This window comes from Shewanella loihica PV-4 (assembly GCF_000016065.1).
In the GTDB taxonomy this organism is placed as follows: Bacteria; Pseudomonadota; Gammaproteobacteria; order Enterobacterales; family Shewanellaceae; genus Shewanella; species Shewanella loihica.
Genome location: NC_009092.1, coordinates 3,543,730 through 3,559,544 on the forward strand (window position 1 = coordinate 3,543,730; position 15,815 = coordinate 3,559,544).

The 15,815-nt window shown below is 56.0% G+C and carries 13 protein-coding genes and 1 riboswitch; of the genes, 6 read left to right on the forward strand and 7 right to left on the reverse strand.

Translation table 11 applies throughout. The features are described 5' to 3' along the window. Window positions 1-116: 116 nt before the first annotated feature. Window positions 117-2,396: a 5-methyltetrahydropteroyltriglutamate--homocysteine S-methyltransferase gene (gene metE, locus SHEW_RS15460; protein WP_011866783.1), complete on the reverse strand. Its 2,280-nt coding sequence runs from the start codon at window positions 2,394-2,396 to the stop codon at window positions 117-119. Between the two features lie 200 nt (window positions 2,397-2,596). Here metE and SHEW_RS15465 point away from each other — a divergent pair, with 200 nt between their 5' ends. After that, window positions 2,597-3,496: a LysR family transcriptional regulator gene (locus SHEW_RS15465; RefSeq protein WP_011866784.1), complete on the forward strand. Its 900-nt coding sequence runs from the start codon at window positions 2,597-2,599 to the stop codon at window positions 3,494-3,496. A 79-nt stretch (window positions 3,497-3,575) separates the two neighbouring features. Here the strand turns inward: SHEW_RS15465 and SHEW_RS15470 are convergent, their stop codons facing one another. The 6 genes from SHEW_RS15470 to SHEW_RS15495 form a co-directional block, all read right to left on the reverse strand. After that, window positions 3,576-4,301: an HDOD domain-containing protein gene (locus SHEW_RS15470; RefSeq protein WP_011866785.1), complete on the reverse strand. Its 726-nt coding sequence runs from the start codon at window positions 4,299-4,301 to the stop codon at window positions 3,576-3,578. 241 nt (window positions 4,302-4,542) lie between these two features. Next, window positions 4,543-5,154 (reverse strand): arylesterase, encoded by a 612-nt coding sequence (locus tag SHEW_RS15475; RefSeq protein ID WP_011866786.1) that lies wholly within the window; start codon window positions 5,152-5,154, stop codon window positions 4,543-4,545. 93 nt (window positions 5,155-5,247) lie between these two features. Further along, entirely contained in the window at window positions 5,248-7,218 is a 1,971-nt protein-coding gene (locus SHEW_RS15480; RefSeq protein ID WP_011866787.1) for a TonB-dependent receptor, read from the reverse strand. 99 nt (window positions 7,219-7,317) lie between these two features. After that, window positions 7,318-7,534, reverse strand: a riboswitch (cobalamin riboswitch). 221 nt (window positions 7,535-7,755) lie between these two features. Then, a complete protein-coding gene (locus SHEW_RS15485; protein ID WP_011866788.1) occupies window positions 7,756-8,106 on the reverse strand; it encodes a DUF805 domain-containing protein in 351 nt (116 codons plus the stop codon). 141 nt (window positions 8,107-8,247) lie between these two features. Then, window positions 8,248-9,549 (reverse strand): metal-dependent hydrolase family protein, encoded by a 1,302-nt coding sequence (locus SHEW_RS15490; RefSeq protein ID WP_011866789.1) that lies wholly within the window; start codon window positions 9,547-9,549, stop codon window positions 8,248-8,250. 188 nt (window positions 9,550-9,737) lie between these two features. After that, window positions 9,738-10,391, reverse strand: coding sequence for a hypothetical protein (locus SHEW_RS15495; RefSeq protein ID WP_011866790.1), 654 nt, complete (start codon window positions 10,389-10,391; stop codon window positions 9,738-9,740). 253 nt (window positions 10,392-10,644) lie between these two features. Here SHEW_RS15495 and SHEW_RS15500 point away from each other — a divergent pair, with 253 nt between their 5' ends. The 5 genes from SHEW_RS15500 (at window position 10,645) to SHEW_RS15520 (ending at window position 15,775) form a co-directional block, all read left to right on the forward strand. Then, entirely contained in the window at window positions 10,645-11,019 is a 375-nt protein-coding gene (locus SHEW_RS15500) for a BlaI/MecI/CopY family transcriptional regulator (protein WP_011866791.1), read from the forward strand. Then, window positions 11,019-12,272, forward strand: coding sequence for a M56 family metallopeptidase (locus tag SHEW_RS15505; protein ID WP_011866792.1), 1,254 nt, complete (start codon window positions 11,019-11,021; stop codon window positions 12,270-12,272). The genes SHEW_RS15500 and SHEW_RS15505 overlap by 1 nt, the downstream gene beginning before the upstream one ends. Before the next feature lie 264 nt (window positions 12,273-12,536). Then, window positions 12,537-14,222, forward strand: a complete 1,686-nt coding sequence (locus SHEW_RS20160; RefSeq protein ID WP_011866793.1) for a pepsin-like aspartyl protease — start codon at window positions 12,537-12,539, stop codon at window positions 14,220-14,222. Then, window positions 14,212-14,868 (forward strand): GNAT family N-acetyltransferase, encoded by a 657-nt coding sequence (locus SHEW_RS15515; protein ID WP_011866794.1) that lies wholly within the window; start codon window positions 14,212-14,214, stop codon window positions 14,866-14,868. The genes SHEW_RS20160 and SHEW_RS15515 overlap by 11 nt, the downstream gene beginning before the upstream one ends. Window positions 14,869-14,962: 94 nt before the next feature. Next, window positions 14,963-15,775, forward strand: a complete 813-nt coding sequence (locus SHEW_RS15520) for an SAM-dependent methyltransferase (protein ID WP_011866795.1) — start codon at window positions 14,963-14,965, stop codon at window positions 15,773-15,775. Window positions 15,776-15,815 lie beyond the last annotated feature (40 nt).

Genomic DNA, 15,815 nt, shown 5'->3' on the forward strand with positions numbered 1-15,815 from the left:
TAAAAGCGCTAAACCCAAAAACGCTAAGCCCAAAAGCGCCAGGCCCAAAACATAAGCCAAAAAAGGGTGGCCAGTAAGCAGGCCCCCCTTAGTCTAAAAACGGGGATTAGAAGAGACTAACCCAGGCGGCGTCTTAGCTCCTTGGTCGCCTTCACCATATTTTGCAGCGCAGGCTCCACCTCATCCCAGGTGCGCGTCTTCAGCCCACAGTCAGGGTTCACCCACAGCTGTCCCACAGGGATCTTGGTCGCCGCCTTCTCAATCAATGCCACCATCTGCTCCACTGTCGGAATATTCGGGCTGTGGATGTCATACACCCCCGGGCCTATCTCGTTGGGATACTCGAAATCCTCGAAGGCATTGAGCAGCTCCATGTGCGAGCGCGAGGTCTCTATGGTGATCACATCGGCGTCCATGGCGGCGATGGCATCTATGGTGGCGTTGAATTCGCTGTAGCACATATGGGTGTGGATCTGGGTCTCATCCTCGGCGCCCGCCGCACTGAGTTTAAAGGCGGCCACCGCCCAGTCGAGGTAATGCTTCCAGTCACTGGCCTTCAGTGGCAGGCCTTCACGAAACGCCGGTTCATCTATCTGTATGATGCCGATCCCCGCCGCCTGCAAGTCGGCTACCTCGTCGCGGATCGCCAGGGCAAGTTGATTGGCTATCTGCTCGCGGCCGATATCTTCCCGGGCGAAGGACCAATGCAGTATGGTCACCGGGCCGGTCAACATCCCCTTCACCGGCCTGTCGGTCAGGCCCTGGGCGAAGCTTGCCCAGGCAAGCGTCATCGGCTGACGACGTGATACATCGCCATAGATGAGCGGCGGCTTGACGCAGCGTGAGCCGTAGCTCTGCACCCAGGCAAACTGAGTAAAGCCTACCCCGTCGAGCTGCTCGCCGAAATACTCCACCATGTCGTTGCGCTCGGCCTCGCCATGGACCAGGACGTCGATCCCCAACTTGAGCTGACGCGCTATGCTGTCGCGGGTTACCGCCTCGAGTTGCGCCACATAGGCCTGTTCGGTCAGTTCGCCCTTGCGCCAGCGACTGCGCAGGCCGCGAATGGCCGGCGTCTGCGGGAAGGAGCCGATGGTAGTTGTTGGCAGCAGCGGCAGACGAAAACGGGCCTGTTGCTTTAGGCGGCGCTCGCCAAAACCGCTAGGACGATTGAAATCCTCAGGCGTTAGGGCCTTGAGTCTCGCCTGCACCTCAGGGTTGGCCGCCTGTTCACGGACCTGACGCCTCGCCTCACAGCGCGCCACTATCGCCTGGGCTGCCTCGCTCTGTGGGGTAAGCAACAAGGTGCGCAGCGCCGCCAGCTCGTCGAGTTTCTGCTTGGCAAAGCTGAGTTGATTGGCAAGCTCTGGCGCCAGCTCGGTTTCGCTCTCCAGATCCACGGGCACATGCAGAAGCGAACAGGAAGGCGCCAGCCAGACACGCTCACCAAGATCCGCCACCAGGCCACGCAGACGCTCGGCCAAGATGTCGAGATCCGCCGCCCACACGTTGCGACCGTTGATTACCCCAAGGCTGAGCACCTGCGTCGGCTTCAAGCTGGCGCCAAACAGGGTGAGCTGCTCGGCATCGCTCACCAGATCCAGATGCAGGCCATCGACTACGAGATCCTTAATCAACTCATGATGATGGGCCACAGAGCCATAGTAACTGGCTAGCAGCAGCTTAACCCCCTGGCCACTGAGTTCTTTGTATGCCGGCTCGAAGGCCGCCAGCCAGTCATCATCTAGCTCCAGCGCCAAGATAGGCTCGTCGAGCTGCACCCAGGTCACGCCTTGATCGGCAAATCGCGCCAGAATTGCTTGGTAGGCCTCGAGCAAGTTGGGCAGCAGGCTCAGCTTGTCGAAGGGCTCGCCCTCGCACTTGGCAAGATAGAGGTAGCTGACCGGGCCAAGCAATACCGGCTTAGGCTGATGCCCCAGGGATTTAGCCTCGGCCACCTCGTCGAACAGCTGCTCATAGGCTATCTCGAAGCGCTGACCCGCCGTGAGCTCAGGCACTATGTAGTGATAGTTGGTGTTGAAGTATTTCTTCATCTGGGCGGCGCGGCTCGCCTCCCCCGTGGGGGCGCGGCCACGGGCCACTCGAAACAGGGTATCGAGATCCACCTGCTCGCCGCTGCGATGGCGCGCCGGGATGGCATTGATGGTAGCGCTCAGGGTCAGCACCTGATCGTAGAAGGCAAAGTCACCAACCGGCACTTGCTTCACCCCCGCCGCCTGCTGCCACTGCCAATGAGTTCTGCGCAGCTCGCTGGCGAGCGATTGCAGCTGCGTCTGCTCTATCTCACCACGCCAATATTTTTCCAGGGCAAATTTGAGTTCCCGTTGACGACCTATGCGGGGAAAGCCTAATGAAGCGATATCTAGAGTTTGCATATTGTATACCTTTTACATTAAGATGAGAGAAATTCATGGTTAGCGCCCTTCGCTGTCATCGCAATACAGGTTTGAGAACTGAAATTGCACAACAAACTAAAACAGGCGTCTGGACGTCTAGAAGTTTATTGTGCTAGTCTGTTGTCTCGCAATCGAATTGATTTCACGAGCAACATGAGCCAAATTCATGTGAGGTAAAAATGATAGAGCTTAGGCATTTACGTACATTGGTCGCCCTGAAAGAGAGCGGCAGTCTCGCAGGCGCAGCCAAGAAGCGCTTTGTCACCCAGTCGGCCTTATCCCACCAGATCAAGGAACTGGAGACCCGCATCAACTCGGCGATTTTCGTGCGTAAGAGTAAACCCCTCTCCTTTACCCAAGAGGGCGCTAGGTTGCTCAATCTGGCCGAAGAGATCTTGCCTAAGGTGATAGAAACCGAAATCGATCTCAAGAATGGCCTGGGCAGCGAAGCGAGAGATCTCTTTGTGGGTATCGAATGCCACAGCTGTTTTCGTTGGCTGATGCCGGTGATCGAGCAGTTTAATGCCAGCTTTCCCCACACCAACCTGGAGCTGTCGAGCCGCCACCTGTTCGATTCGCTGACCGCGCTCAAGCAGGGACAGCTGGATGTGGTGCTCACCTCAGACCCTATACCCGATCATGATATTGCCTATCAGCACCTGTTCGATTTCGAGGTCAAACTACTGGTCGCCGCGGATCATCCGCTGGCCGAACTTCCCTATGTCACGGCGGCGCAGCTTAAGGATCAGACCCTTCTCACCTACCCAGTGCCACTAGACAGGCTGGATATCTATCGCCACTTCATGGAGCCTGCGGGCGTGCCGGTTGCCAAGCAGATCCGCTGCGATCTCACCGCCATGTTGCTGCAACGCATCGCCTGCAAGGATGGGGTCGCCGCCCTGCCGAGTTGGTCGATCAACGAGGCCCACGGCCTGTCGCTCAAGGCGGTAAAACTGGGATCAGAAGGGCTCAGACGCCCGCTGTTTGGCGCCTATCGCAGCAACGGCAGCAGTGCGCGCCTCGCCCAGCAGTGGCTCAATCTGGTGACCTCTGAGGGGCTGGAGCGTCAGGGGCACTAAAGGCGCAATTTCAGAAAAGCTAAAATTAAGGCACAAAAAACCTGCACTCGGCAGGTTTTCTTTTATCAAGTGACAACGTCTAGAGCGGGTTAAGCAGTTGATTGCGCATGGAAAGCACTCTGCGCAGCACCAGACCTGGTGAGTCAGGATTGCGAGTCTGACGTAGATTATGGGCGATCATAAACTCTTCTCTGAGCTCCTCATCCAGTCCTAGTGACTCGAACGCCTCAAGGGTCAGCGTCTGCTTCTGATTATCGATCAGCGACTTGATGATAGAGAGCGGGAACGACTGCTCCGACTCGGCATTCAGGTAGGCGAAGGCGGTCAGGGCGATGATCTCGCCAAACACACTAAACAGCGCCAGGGTCTGCACCTCATCGGGATTGATGTTCACCCCTTCCATATGATGCAGGCTATCCACGGCGTCGGTAGCGATGCTCTCGGTGAGCGCCCAGTAGCCGTATACCAGCTTCTTGTAGGGCTGTGGCAGCTCGTCCAGACGCTCCTTGAGGTAGAAAGTGAAGGCATAACGGTAGATATTGACCTGGCCCAGGCGCACCAGGGCATCTTTCAATGAGCGGTTCTTCGATGACACGCTGGCGTTAGCCGCCGAGTTGCTGCGCCACAGCAGATGTGCCGCCAACGCGGGATCGGAAGAGACTATATCGATCACATTGCGGATATCGCCATCGGCAATAATGGCTTTCTTCAGCGGGATCAGAATCCCCCGTCGTCCGATAACCTGTTCTTCATTGGCAATAATTGCGCGTACTTGAGTGAATACCTGATGCTCAAGATCTGTCATGAGAAGTTATTAACCTGATTTATTATTGGCACGGCGCCATTTGTTATCCGAGAATTTACCCATAAAACGACTGTCTGGGTCAAGTCGATTTGGGGTAAAAACGGACATTAACCTAAATAAATTCATCTTGCCACTCACGCTTGAGCTTTCAGCCTGTAATGGACGAAAGATAAGCGACAAAATTCCGCCACTTAACCAAGGGGTGACGCCCATTGACTGGCTACTGCCAGGGCCATTTTAGCTATAGGGCACCTGCCTGTTGCAGACTCTGATATAGGTGCTCGGCGAGACGACGATAGCCTTCATCGTTGAGGTGAATCGCATCAGATTTTACCTCTGATAATTTTAGCAGTTCTGTCAGAAAATCCTCAATAAATAGCGGCTGATATTGCGCGGCCAGCTGCCCATACAGGGGCGCGGTTTCCAGCCAGATGCTCTTCTGGGGCACGCCAATCAACACCACAGGAATATCGCGCCCCTGAGCCTGTGCCAGCATGGCTGAGAGGTTGGCCTCGACCTGCGCCGCGTTGCCATTGCGCAGAAAATCATTGCCTCCCTCGAGCAAGATGATGAGATCCGGCGCCGTCTCATCCAGCACTCGGGCGAAGCGCTCGCGGCCCTGGGATGTGGTCTCCCCCGAGATACCGGCGTTGATCACCTCGCGTCCGCTCATTGCTTGCAGCTGCGCAGGATAATCCATGCCGGGGCTGGCTCCCACGCCCTGAGTCAGGCTATCGCCAAAAGCGAGGATCCTGGCCCCCCCCGACAAAGGGGCAAGAGAGGGGCCGCCACTTGGCCAGAAGATGATGGCCAAGATCAAGATAACGGGCACAAGCAACCACTTTAATTTCATCCCACAGAATCCCAAATGATCTATGCCCTATGATGAACAGCGGGCAATAAAAAAGCCAGTCAGATCTGACTGGCTTTTAAGGCTAAAGCCGCGTTAGAAGCGGTAGCTGGCAGTCAGGCGCAGCGCCCGGCCCGTACCAGGATAATAACCGCTACCCCAGGTGCTGAAATACCCAGAGCTGACATACTCCTTGTCCAGCAGGTTATCGACCCGCAGGCTGGCCAGCCAGGCATCGCGGGAATAGTTGATGGCGATATTTGCAAGGGTATAGGCATCGAGCTTATCGCCCTGGTTGGCATTGTCACCCTCCATGTAACGCTCACCGGTGTAGACCGCCTCGGCGAAGAGCTGCAGATGTTCATAAACATCGTAACTGACATAGCCACGACCTGTGTTCTTGGCCACCCAGGAGAGCGCCTTACCCTCGTTAGCCCCTTCGGTAAACTCGGCGTCTATGTAGTTATATTCAAGCCCAAGCAGTAGATCCTGAGTCGCCTGCCAATCCCAGTCTGCGCTCACCCCATAACGGCGCGAGGCATCGGCGTTCACGTTGGCGCCGGGAAAACTACCACCGGCAGGTGTCTCGGCGCTTGGATCGAAGACGATCTCATCTTCGAGATCCAGTCGATAGGCGCTCAGGCGCAGGGTATTGCGCTCGAGCAGCAGATCCCAGCCCGCCTCGTAGGAGCGACCCGTCTGCGGCTTAAGTCCCTGAATGCTCTCTGGCGTATAAGCCTGCTCATCCACCTTGGCGAAACGGAAGTTATCGTCGGCGCGCAGGTAGAATCTATGTTGCTGGCTCGGGCGATAGTTAAGGCCAAGCTCGAATGCATGGGCATCCTGATCCAGATCGATCCCATTAGGGTAGGCACTGGCGTCCACCAGTTCATCCGTCACCTCGGCGTAACGACCGCCCACCACATAGCTGAAGCTCTCGGTGAGGGGCACGGTCGCCTGCAGATAGGCGCTGGCCAACTTCTGCACATTGCTGCGATTGCTAAATGTCGCCTCGCCGCGGCTGAGATCCAGACCGGTCACCAGCTTAAGCTCGCCGATATCCGTCTTGATGTTAGCCACAGCCTTGGGCTTAAACTCCAGCAGGGAGCGGGTATCGCGGCGGCTTGTGTTCCAGGTGCTTAGCCCGGTTGTCAGAGTGTCGCTGTAGTTAAGGTCGGCGCCCAGTGCCCAGGCCTCATTCAGCTGTCGCTGATAGCCGGTGCGGGCCGCCGTGGTCATCTCATGCAGGTAGGCATCGATAAAGAGATCGCCTTGCTTCAGATCACCCATCTGTCTTGGGTTTTGCTTGAGCTGATCGTCATTCAGCGCAGCAGCCAGTTCGCGGTGGTTGTCATAGTGACTCGCCTCGGCCAAGAACTGCTGCACTTCATCGTCATACTGCAGGCGTCCCAGCACTGAGCTGGTCTTGCTGGCATTGTGATCGCGATAGTTATCGCTCTTGAGGTGGTTGGCCGCGCCATAGAGGCGCCAGTTGTCGTTGATGGCGACCGAGCCCTCGGCCTTGGCCTCAAAGGTGTCGAAGCTGCCGCCGGAGAGCTGCAGGCTGCCGCCGTTATCTTTCGGCGCCTTGGTGATAATGTTGATCACCCCGCCAACCGCCTGGTCACCATAGAGCACACCGGCGCTGCCTGAGAGGATCTCGATTCGCTCCACCTGATTGAGCCCGATGGCGCTAATGCTCGGCGCGGCGATATCGATGTTGTTGAGACGACGACCGTCGATCAGGATCAAGGTGTTGTTGACCGCCTGACTGGCACTGAAACCGCGCATGGCAAACACGGCACCCGAGTTTGAATCTGACACCTGAATGCCGCTCTGTCCGCGCAGCAGCTCGGTGAGGTTGGTGGCACCGCTGAGTTCGATGGCGGCGGCGTCGATCACATTGACGTTAGCCGCGATATTGATAGGGGTGTTTTCGGTGCGGCCGATAACCGTGATAGTTTCATCCACAGGCCCTGGGGTGCCCGAACTTTCCGCTAAGGCAGGAAAGCTTCCGGCCAGACAGGCGCCAAGCAGTAGCGCAATTTTACTAGGTTGTGTACCCATTTTCCTTTAACTCCTAAAAGGGAAACAGGGCAAGGCGTCACGACTGGGCGCAGTCCATCAAACCGCCAGGGTCGCATTTCGAGATCTGCCCGCCGAAATCTCAAAATCACCTTAAGGGCCGGTCTCCGGACTGAGGCTAAGTCTAAACAAAGGGTTTAAACGACGAGCGTAGATTTTTTTAACGCCATGATGTTAAAGGCATGGCGCACCCAGCTCTCACCTATCACCGTTGCGGGGGCAGTGCCAGATTCTCACTGGCTTCCCGATTATCCCTTGCGCCATTTTGGCTAGGGCACCACATAAGGTTGACTAAATTAGGTCACGCTCTGTCTCATGGCAAGCCGCGACTTATGTGCGGCGTTGAGGAGAGGCTCTCTCCCGGCTACTGTGACAGAACGCGGGCATTATAGACGTCTACACGTATAAATGTCTAATACTCCCATGATGGCCCGAATCGGCATCTTCACCCAAGGGCTGCATTACTCCCTAGAAACAACAAAGGAGGCCTAAGCCTCCTTCATCGCAGATAGGGGAAAGTTACGCCTCGGCCAAAGCCTTAGGGTTTTCACCATACTCGTTGCCTTCAACGCTGTCTTGTACATAGAAGACGATCAGCACGATAGCCCCGATAAGCGGGATTAAACCTATCAGCTGCCACCAGCCCGAACGGCCGGTGTCGTGTAGGCGTCTGGCCGAGATAGCGAGAGTTGGGATAAGCAGTGCCAGCGAAAAGATACCGCTCAGCATATACAGACCTGTTACCACATCTATAGTTGCCGCCACGGCATAGAAGATGATGTAGAACAGGGTAAACATCCAAAACTCTTTGCGACGTGCACGACCGGTGAAATCAGCAAACTTCTTCAACGCACCAATAAAATATTCCATATAGTTCCCTTTGTTTACGTAAATTGACTGAAAAACTCCAATAAAGAGGGGGCCATTCCTAAGCCCCCTATTGGATAAGTGTCATAATATATCAATAGTTTAAAAAATATAAATTGAATTTTAATGACAATCTTTTTTCACTCACAGGCGCGACTTCACCACCTTGCCGCCTTTCATCACGAAGCCCACATCCAGCAGGGCCGAGATATCCTCCAGCGGGTTGCCCTGGGTCGCGATAATATCGGCCTGCTTGCCGACACTCAGGGTGCCCAGGCTATCTGACATATCCACTAGCTCTGCGCCGTTGATGGTGGCCGAGATCAGCACATCTTTATTGCTCATGCCCGCCTGATTCATCAACACCGCCTCTCGCGCATTGGTGCCGTGGGCCGAGACGCCGCTGTCGGTACCATAGGCAATCTTGACCCCGGCCTTATAGGCGCGGGTAAAGTTAGCCGTCATATCGGCGCCCACTCGCACCGCCTTCTGCTTGATGGCCGGCGACATGAAGTCAGACTCCTTGGCCATATGCACCACGGTATCGCCCGCCAACAGGGTGGGCACTAGGAAGGCGCCATTCTTCTTGAGTAGCTTGATGCTCTCCTTATCGGCGTAGCTGCCGTGCTCTATGCTATCGACCCCGGCGCGCAGGGCGGCGTTGATCCCCTCTGTCGCATGGGCATGGCTGGCCACCTTACGCCCCAGGGCATGGGCCGTCGCTACAATTTCTTTGATCTCATCGTCGTTCATCTGCTGGCCCGTGCCCGTGTCGGTATCCGACAAGACGCCGCCGGTAGAGGTGATCTTGATAACATCGGCACCAAACTTGATGGCGCGGCGAGTGGCACGGCGACAGTCATAGGGGCCGTCGCAGATGGTCTTAGTGGTGAACTTATCCAGCAGATCTGGGCTCATGCCATCCACATCGCCATGACCGCCGGTCACCGACACCCCGCCCGAGGCGATGATCCGCGGCCCGTCTATCCACCCCTTTGCAATGGCATCGCGCAGGGCATACATCTGCTCCGGCTTGGCGCCGAGATCCCTAACCGTGGTAAAGCCCGCCATCAGGGTCTTATTGGCGAAATAGGCGCTCTGCATCGCCACATCGGCGTCTGACATCCTAAGGCGCTGGCTATCATTCTTGGGCCCTAGCTCACCTTGTAGATGCACATGCATATCCATCAGACCCGGCATCACAAAGCCCTGCTTGAGATCCACATACTTGGCGCCGGGCGCGACGGTCTCGACGCTCAGATAACCGGGGGCAACCTGGCTAATCTTACCGTCGGTGATCACTAGGGTCTGTTCGCTGAGCGGCTTGGCGGCCGGGTCGGCCAGCAGGGTGCCGGCATGGATCACTGTCACATCATTGGCAAACAGGGATGGCGACAAGAGAGCAGCCGTCAGTGCGGCGAGGGGGAGCAGAGTATTATTTTTCATTATGGCCCGTTAATCATGTCTGAAGGAGTGAGAACTCACCGCGCCTTGCCGAGAAAGCTCCCGGTAAGGACAAGGGCGAGCGCCTAAAACTTCACTAACATGACAACAAATTGGCCTAAAAACAACCACAAAAGCGGCCATTGTTAGCTCTGGCTAAAGCAGCGTCGCAAGCAAGGGCCAAGCAGGCGTTATCGCAGGCCCGACATATCGGCGATGCGCTCGACGGGCGGTGCTATCTTAAGGGAAGTAAGAGATAACAAGGCCTCGCCCCGCGCCGATTGATGCAGCAGAAACAGATCTTCCTTGCCGGCAATAACCGTATAGTGACCTATCTCGCCGACCGGCTTATCTATGCCCTGCTCGCCTCTGTGGGTCTGCGGCATCTTATCGCAGGTCAACATGGCGCTATAGCTCGCCTTACCGCCGAGCTCGCTGGCGCCCAGTTTCTGGTATTGCATCTCACCTTCGCAGGTGTGGCGATACTGCTCGGCGAAACCGTCGAGAAAGGCCTCGGGGTCGATACGCTGCGCCATCCCCTTAAATCCCTGCACGCAGTAGAGCGACGACCAATGGGCCAGCAGCTCCTGGGCGGGCACAAACTCGGCCGAGAACATATCGCCGCGCTGCTCGCTGTAGGCAAGGCGCCAGTTGGCGGGGAAATGCAGGCCAAGATTCTGCTTGAAGATAGTCAATTGACTGGGCTGAACATGGGCCTGTGATGACATCTGTGCCAGCTCGGTGGCGGTCGCGTCCAAGGGCTGTGCGAACAGGGGCAGTGCAAACAGGCCAAGCGTCAACCCTTTGGCCAACGCCGGAGTGAATACCTGTAGTGAAAAATCCATTTTATCTACCTCATCCTCAATGCTGCGACACCCAGATAGCAAACAAAAATAACCAACAAACCGATAATAATCTGCGGCCATTTGCAGTGTGAATCACTAAACACCAGTGATTTCCAGCAGATATTACTACAAAGTTACCCAGAGGGAGCGGATGATTTACAAAAATTAAGACTGAAAAATTTCTTGACGCTTTGGATTACAGATGTAATCTTAATTAAAAATTACAAACGTAATCGTAAAAGACGGTCCTATCATGAAAGAGATTAGCAACGCCGAACTGTCGGTACTCAACATCCTATGGCAAGACTCGCCCCTCGGCGCCAGCGAGGTGGTAGAGGCGCTGACCAGCAGCAAGGACATGCACGAAAAAACCGTGAAGACACTGCTCAACCGCCTGGTGAAGAAACAGGCCCTGGGCTTTGAGAAGCAAGGTAGAGCCTATCGCTACTTCCCGCTGATCGATCAGAGCGAGTATCAACTCAAGGAGAGCCAGTCTTTCGTGGAGCGGGTATTCGCCGGTAAGGTCGCTCCCCTGGTGGCAGGCTTTGCCAAGCAGAAACAGCTCAGCCCAGAGGATATCGCCGAACTTAAGGCACTCATCGATAACTGGGAAGAGGAGCAGTCCTGATGATCTCGCTAATCGTTAATCTGATGCTGCCGCTAACCCTGCTGTGCGCGGTTATCCTGTTGCTGCACAGGCCCCTGCTGGCGCGTCTTGGTGCCCACAACACCTACATGCTCTGGGCCTCGGTGCCCTTGCTGTTGGCGGGCACACTACTGGGTCTGCTGGTTCCCGCCAGGCTTGCCAGCCCCTCGCTTGAGCAGCTACAGCACTATCGCGTGCTGGCCGGTGAGCTGTTATCCCAGGGCGATAACCCGACACTAAACCTAATATTGGCCAGCATCTGGCTGCTGGGCAGCCTGACACTGCTCGGCGCCCTGCTCTATCAGGCGACTCAGCTTAAACGCCTGAGCAATCGAGCCGAAGCGCTCGAGCTGCCGCAAGCATTGAGCCAGGGTCCGCTATCTCTGACAGGGCGCGAGACCTCTCTGGTGATCAAGTGCCACCCAGAGATAGATTCCCCCATGCTGGCGGGACTGTTTAAGCCAGTGATCTTGGTGCCGACGGGTTTTACACAGCTCGCCCCATCACAGCAGGCAGCGGTACTCAGCCATGAGCTTAAGCATCTTACCCGCCACGACATAGCAGCCAACCTCTTTGGCTACCTGCTGGCAACGCTGTTTTGGTTCAACCCTGTGTGCTGGCTGGCCTATCGTCGTTTTCGTGACGATCAGGAGCTAGCCTGCGATGCAGAGGTGATCACCCACATGGATAAACAACAAAGAATTGCCTATAGCCAAACGCTATTGGCCTACTCCCAGCAGGCCCACCTGGGCATGCTACACACTCACTATGGAAACAAGACCATCCTCAAGGAGCGGATCATGCAAATGAAGAAAACACACACCAAGCGGCCCCTCGCCATTTTAGGTCTGGCACTCACACTGGGCCTGTCGGGCGCCTTAATCAACCAGAGCGCCATCGCGGGCGACAAGCATAATGATGAACACCACGACAAGGCCAAGGCCCCAAGCCCTGTGATGCGCATCGAGCCAGCCTATCCGGCCGAGGCGGCGAAACAAAGTGTCGAGGGCTATGTGCAGCTAGCCTTTGATATCGACAAGCAGGGCAAAGTCAGTAATGTGTCTGTTATCGAATCATCCCCTGCCGGTGTGTTTGACGTCGAAGCCGTTAAGGCGCTGAGTCAGTGGCGCTATGAAGCCTCGCCCGAGGGCGTCAGCCAGGCTAAGGTACAGCTGGATTTTATGATGTCGGCGCCTAAGGCTGAGATCGAAAGAGTTCGGGTCACCGCCGGCTAAGGCCAGGCGAAAAATCCGAAAAGTGAAAAGGGGCCGCGTAGCTCTTTTTCTGTTACCAAACCGTTCAGGCCATCTCCCGCCTAACTAAACATTTCCTAAACTTGTCAATCAACAAGGCTCCCGCAAACTGGCTCATCCGGATCTATTGGTTTCTTCCATACCAGCAACTGGCCGTCTTCCTTAAATTGACCCTCTTGATTGGATAGGGTAAAACAATCACTTATATAACAATTATATGAATTCCCTTAGCCCCAAAGGTCATCGATGAGTTCAACCACCAATGCCCGCACCCTCAAAGTCCCTCTCGTCAATGTGTATGCCAAAGGTGGCTACAGTGCCCAGTTAAGAATTGGCGCCGAGAAGCACCCGCTGAACCTGATCTTAGATACCGGCAGCAGCACACTGGTGGTATCTGGCAGCGACTATGTCGAGGAGCGCGACACTGCCCTCACTCCCACCAGCTTCGCCCAGGAGGTGCTCTACGGTATAGGCGGCTGGGACGGCCCAGTGGTCTACACCCGGGTGGGGATTCGTGAGGATGCGATAGATTTCGATCTCCATGACGACCATGTTCCCCACGCCCATCATCCCATAGTGCTTGAGCAGTGTCCTGTGGCCGTGGTCTCATCTCTTGCCCAGGAGACCAGCTTTGCCGATGCCGACGGCATATTAGGTCTAGCCTACGACGCCCTTAACAAGGTCTATGATCTCAAGAACTATTTTCATCACTATGGCATAGCCCCAGCGCTCACCTTCCCCTGGCCCTTCGATGAGGAGATCCACCTGTGCAGCCAGCACTATCGCCCCATACTCACTGAAGCGAATCATGACTTCTCCATGGGTCAGGGCGCGCTCGCCGCGCAAGACTCCCAGTGGCATCAGGCGACCGAGACGAGCTTCAACAGCGAAGATCTACGCCAATTTAAGCGCTTTCTGCGCACCCAGCCGACAGATGATCTGCCGCCCTATTTCAGCAATTTAACCAGCCACGGCCTGACTCCTAACAAGTTTGCCTTCTTCGCCCGCCGCTCCAGCATACATGTGGCCAGCCAAGAGGTGCTCGCTCTCAACAGCGCCAACGAGTTCGCCTTCCTCGGCCAGGATCCCCTCAACCAGGGCTGGTTGATCTTAGGTGGCGGCGAGGAGCATACCGAGCTGTACCAGGGCGAATTTAAGACCATAGCGGTGATCGAAAACCGGTATTACAACGTCAACCTGGTGGGACTAAAAATAGGCGATGGCGAGATGATCCCCAGCCTGCTGACGCAATCTGTAGAGGAAGCAGAGGAGCAAGCATTAGCGGAACACGAGTCAGCAGGGCAAGCGCCAGAAACAGGCGAGGCCCAGTCAGATAACGCACCATCAGACACTAGTGCGCTCTGCCCAGACGGCCAGCACCTGCACACCCACGGGGTACATATCTGCGACACTCTGAGGGGGCAGAGCAATGCCATCATAGACACGGGCGCCTCGGCAATCGTACTCACCCGTCACCTGTTTGGCGCGCTGACTCAGGCCCTGGAATCGATAGATCCCAAGTTCACCCAGCAGATAGCCCCCTTTAGCGATATCGCCTTTCAGCAGATAGGTATCGACATGGCAGAGCTACAGCTAGAGCGCTGGCCGGATCTCACCTTCTATTTTGTCGGCCCGCGAAACGAGCATAACGCGGCGCCGAGCTGCGACGATCCCGACTGTCCACCGGGATGCGAGCCTATCGCCATCCGCGTCACGCCCCAGCATTACTGGCAGATCAACACGCCGACTCAGGGCAAGGCCTGCTTCAAGCTGTTGTCGCAGCTGCCCAACTGGCCGAATCAATCCATTTTGGGTCTGCCGCTAATGAGCGCCTACTATGTGGTGTTCGACCGCTCGGTGGACGACAAGGGAGTGATCCGCTTCGCCGAGCAGAGACCGCTGCAGACGTCCGAGGTGCAGCATGCCAGATAATGAGCCCTTCTCATCAAAGCAACTCCCCTCAAGGGAGCAGCCTTCCTCCGCGCTGCCCTCGCGGCTTACCCACTACCTAGCAGACCATGGTTTTGCCAGCAAGCGCCTGACCATGCGCCCGATAGATGAGACAGACCAGGCGCTGTATCGCCGCCTCTATTGCGACGAGAAAGTGATGCGCCATATCGGCGCGCCGCTCACCCAGGCCGAGGCCGACAGGGCGTTTCAAACGGCCTTGAGCCAGATGAACCGGGCACTCTCTGGCGCTGCATCTAGTTGCCAATATATGAACTGGGCGATAGTCGAGCAGCAAAGCCAGCACGCTATCGGCATACAGGGGCTCACCTGGCAGGGCGAGGATCGCACCCAGGCCGAGATAGGCATAATGCTGATGCCCCAAGCCAACGGTAAACTCTACCCGGAGGAAGCCATGGGGGCACTGATGGAGTATGCCTATCTTAAGCTAGGCGTGATGCGCATCCTGGCAAACTTTGCTGCCAAGAACCTCGCCACCGAACGCTTCGTCAAGAAACTGGGATTTGTGTTCGACGCAGATGCATTGCCTGCGGCCACCACAGAGGCAAAAGAGGCTCGCCAGATGAAATCCTGCTTCGCCGATTCACACCACTATAAAAGGTCGAAATAAGTATTCAATTCAAGGCAATTAGCGGTTTTAAAACAGAGAAATTGCTGTTAGCTTTAACCCTTAATTAACATGCATAACATCAGGACCCAAATTCATGGCGGGAAGCCTGGCTTGTGTCGGCATAGGGATGACCTTAGGCGCCCATATCTGCCCGCTGGCACGCAGCTATATTGAACAAGCCGACGTCGTTTTCTCGGGCGTTTCAAACGGCATAGTCGAACTCTGGCTACAGGAGATGCACCCAGACGTACGCTCGCTACAGGTCTACTACGGCGAGGGTAAGTCACGCCATATCACCTACCGTGAGATGGTCGACGCCATACTGGCAGAGGTCAGACAAGGCAAAAAAGTCGTCGGCGCCTTCTACGGTCACCCCGGCGTATTCGCCCAGGCGCCCCATAGATCCATAGAGGCGGCGCGCGCCGAAGGGTTCGAGGCCGTCATGGTGCCCGGCATCTCCGCCGAAGATTGCCTCATCGCCGACCTCGGCATAGACCCAGGCCAATTTGGCTGCCAGCAGTTTGAAGCCAGCCAGTTTATGTTTTACCAGCGGCGCTTCGACCCCTCCTGTTACCTGATCCTCTGGCAGATAGGCCTGGCAGGTGATAAGAGCATGGCCAGATTCGCCACCGGCAAGGCCCATCGTCAGGTGCTGATAGAATTGCTGGCAGAGACTTACCCCTTAGATCATCAGGTGATCCTCTACGAGGCCGCCGTGCTCCCCATAGATAAGGTGCGCAAACACACTTTGCCGCTGCGGGACCTGGCCGATGCCGAGATCTTCATGCATACCACCCTGGTGATCCCGCCCAGCGAAAAGATGCGGCCAAACCCTACAATCTTGGAGAAGCTGGCTAAACTTGAAACGGCATACCAAGTCGATGACACCCTAATACCCGAAAACTAATCAACAACAAACTAACTACCAACAACAATTAAGGAAGAGC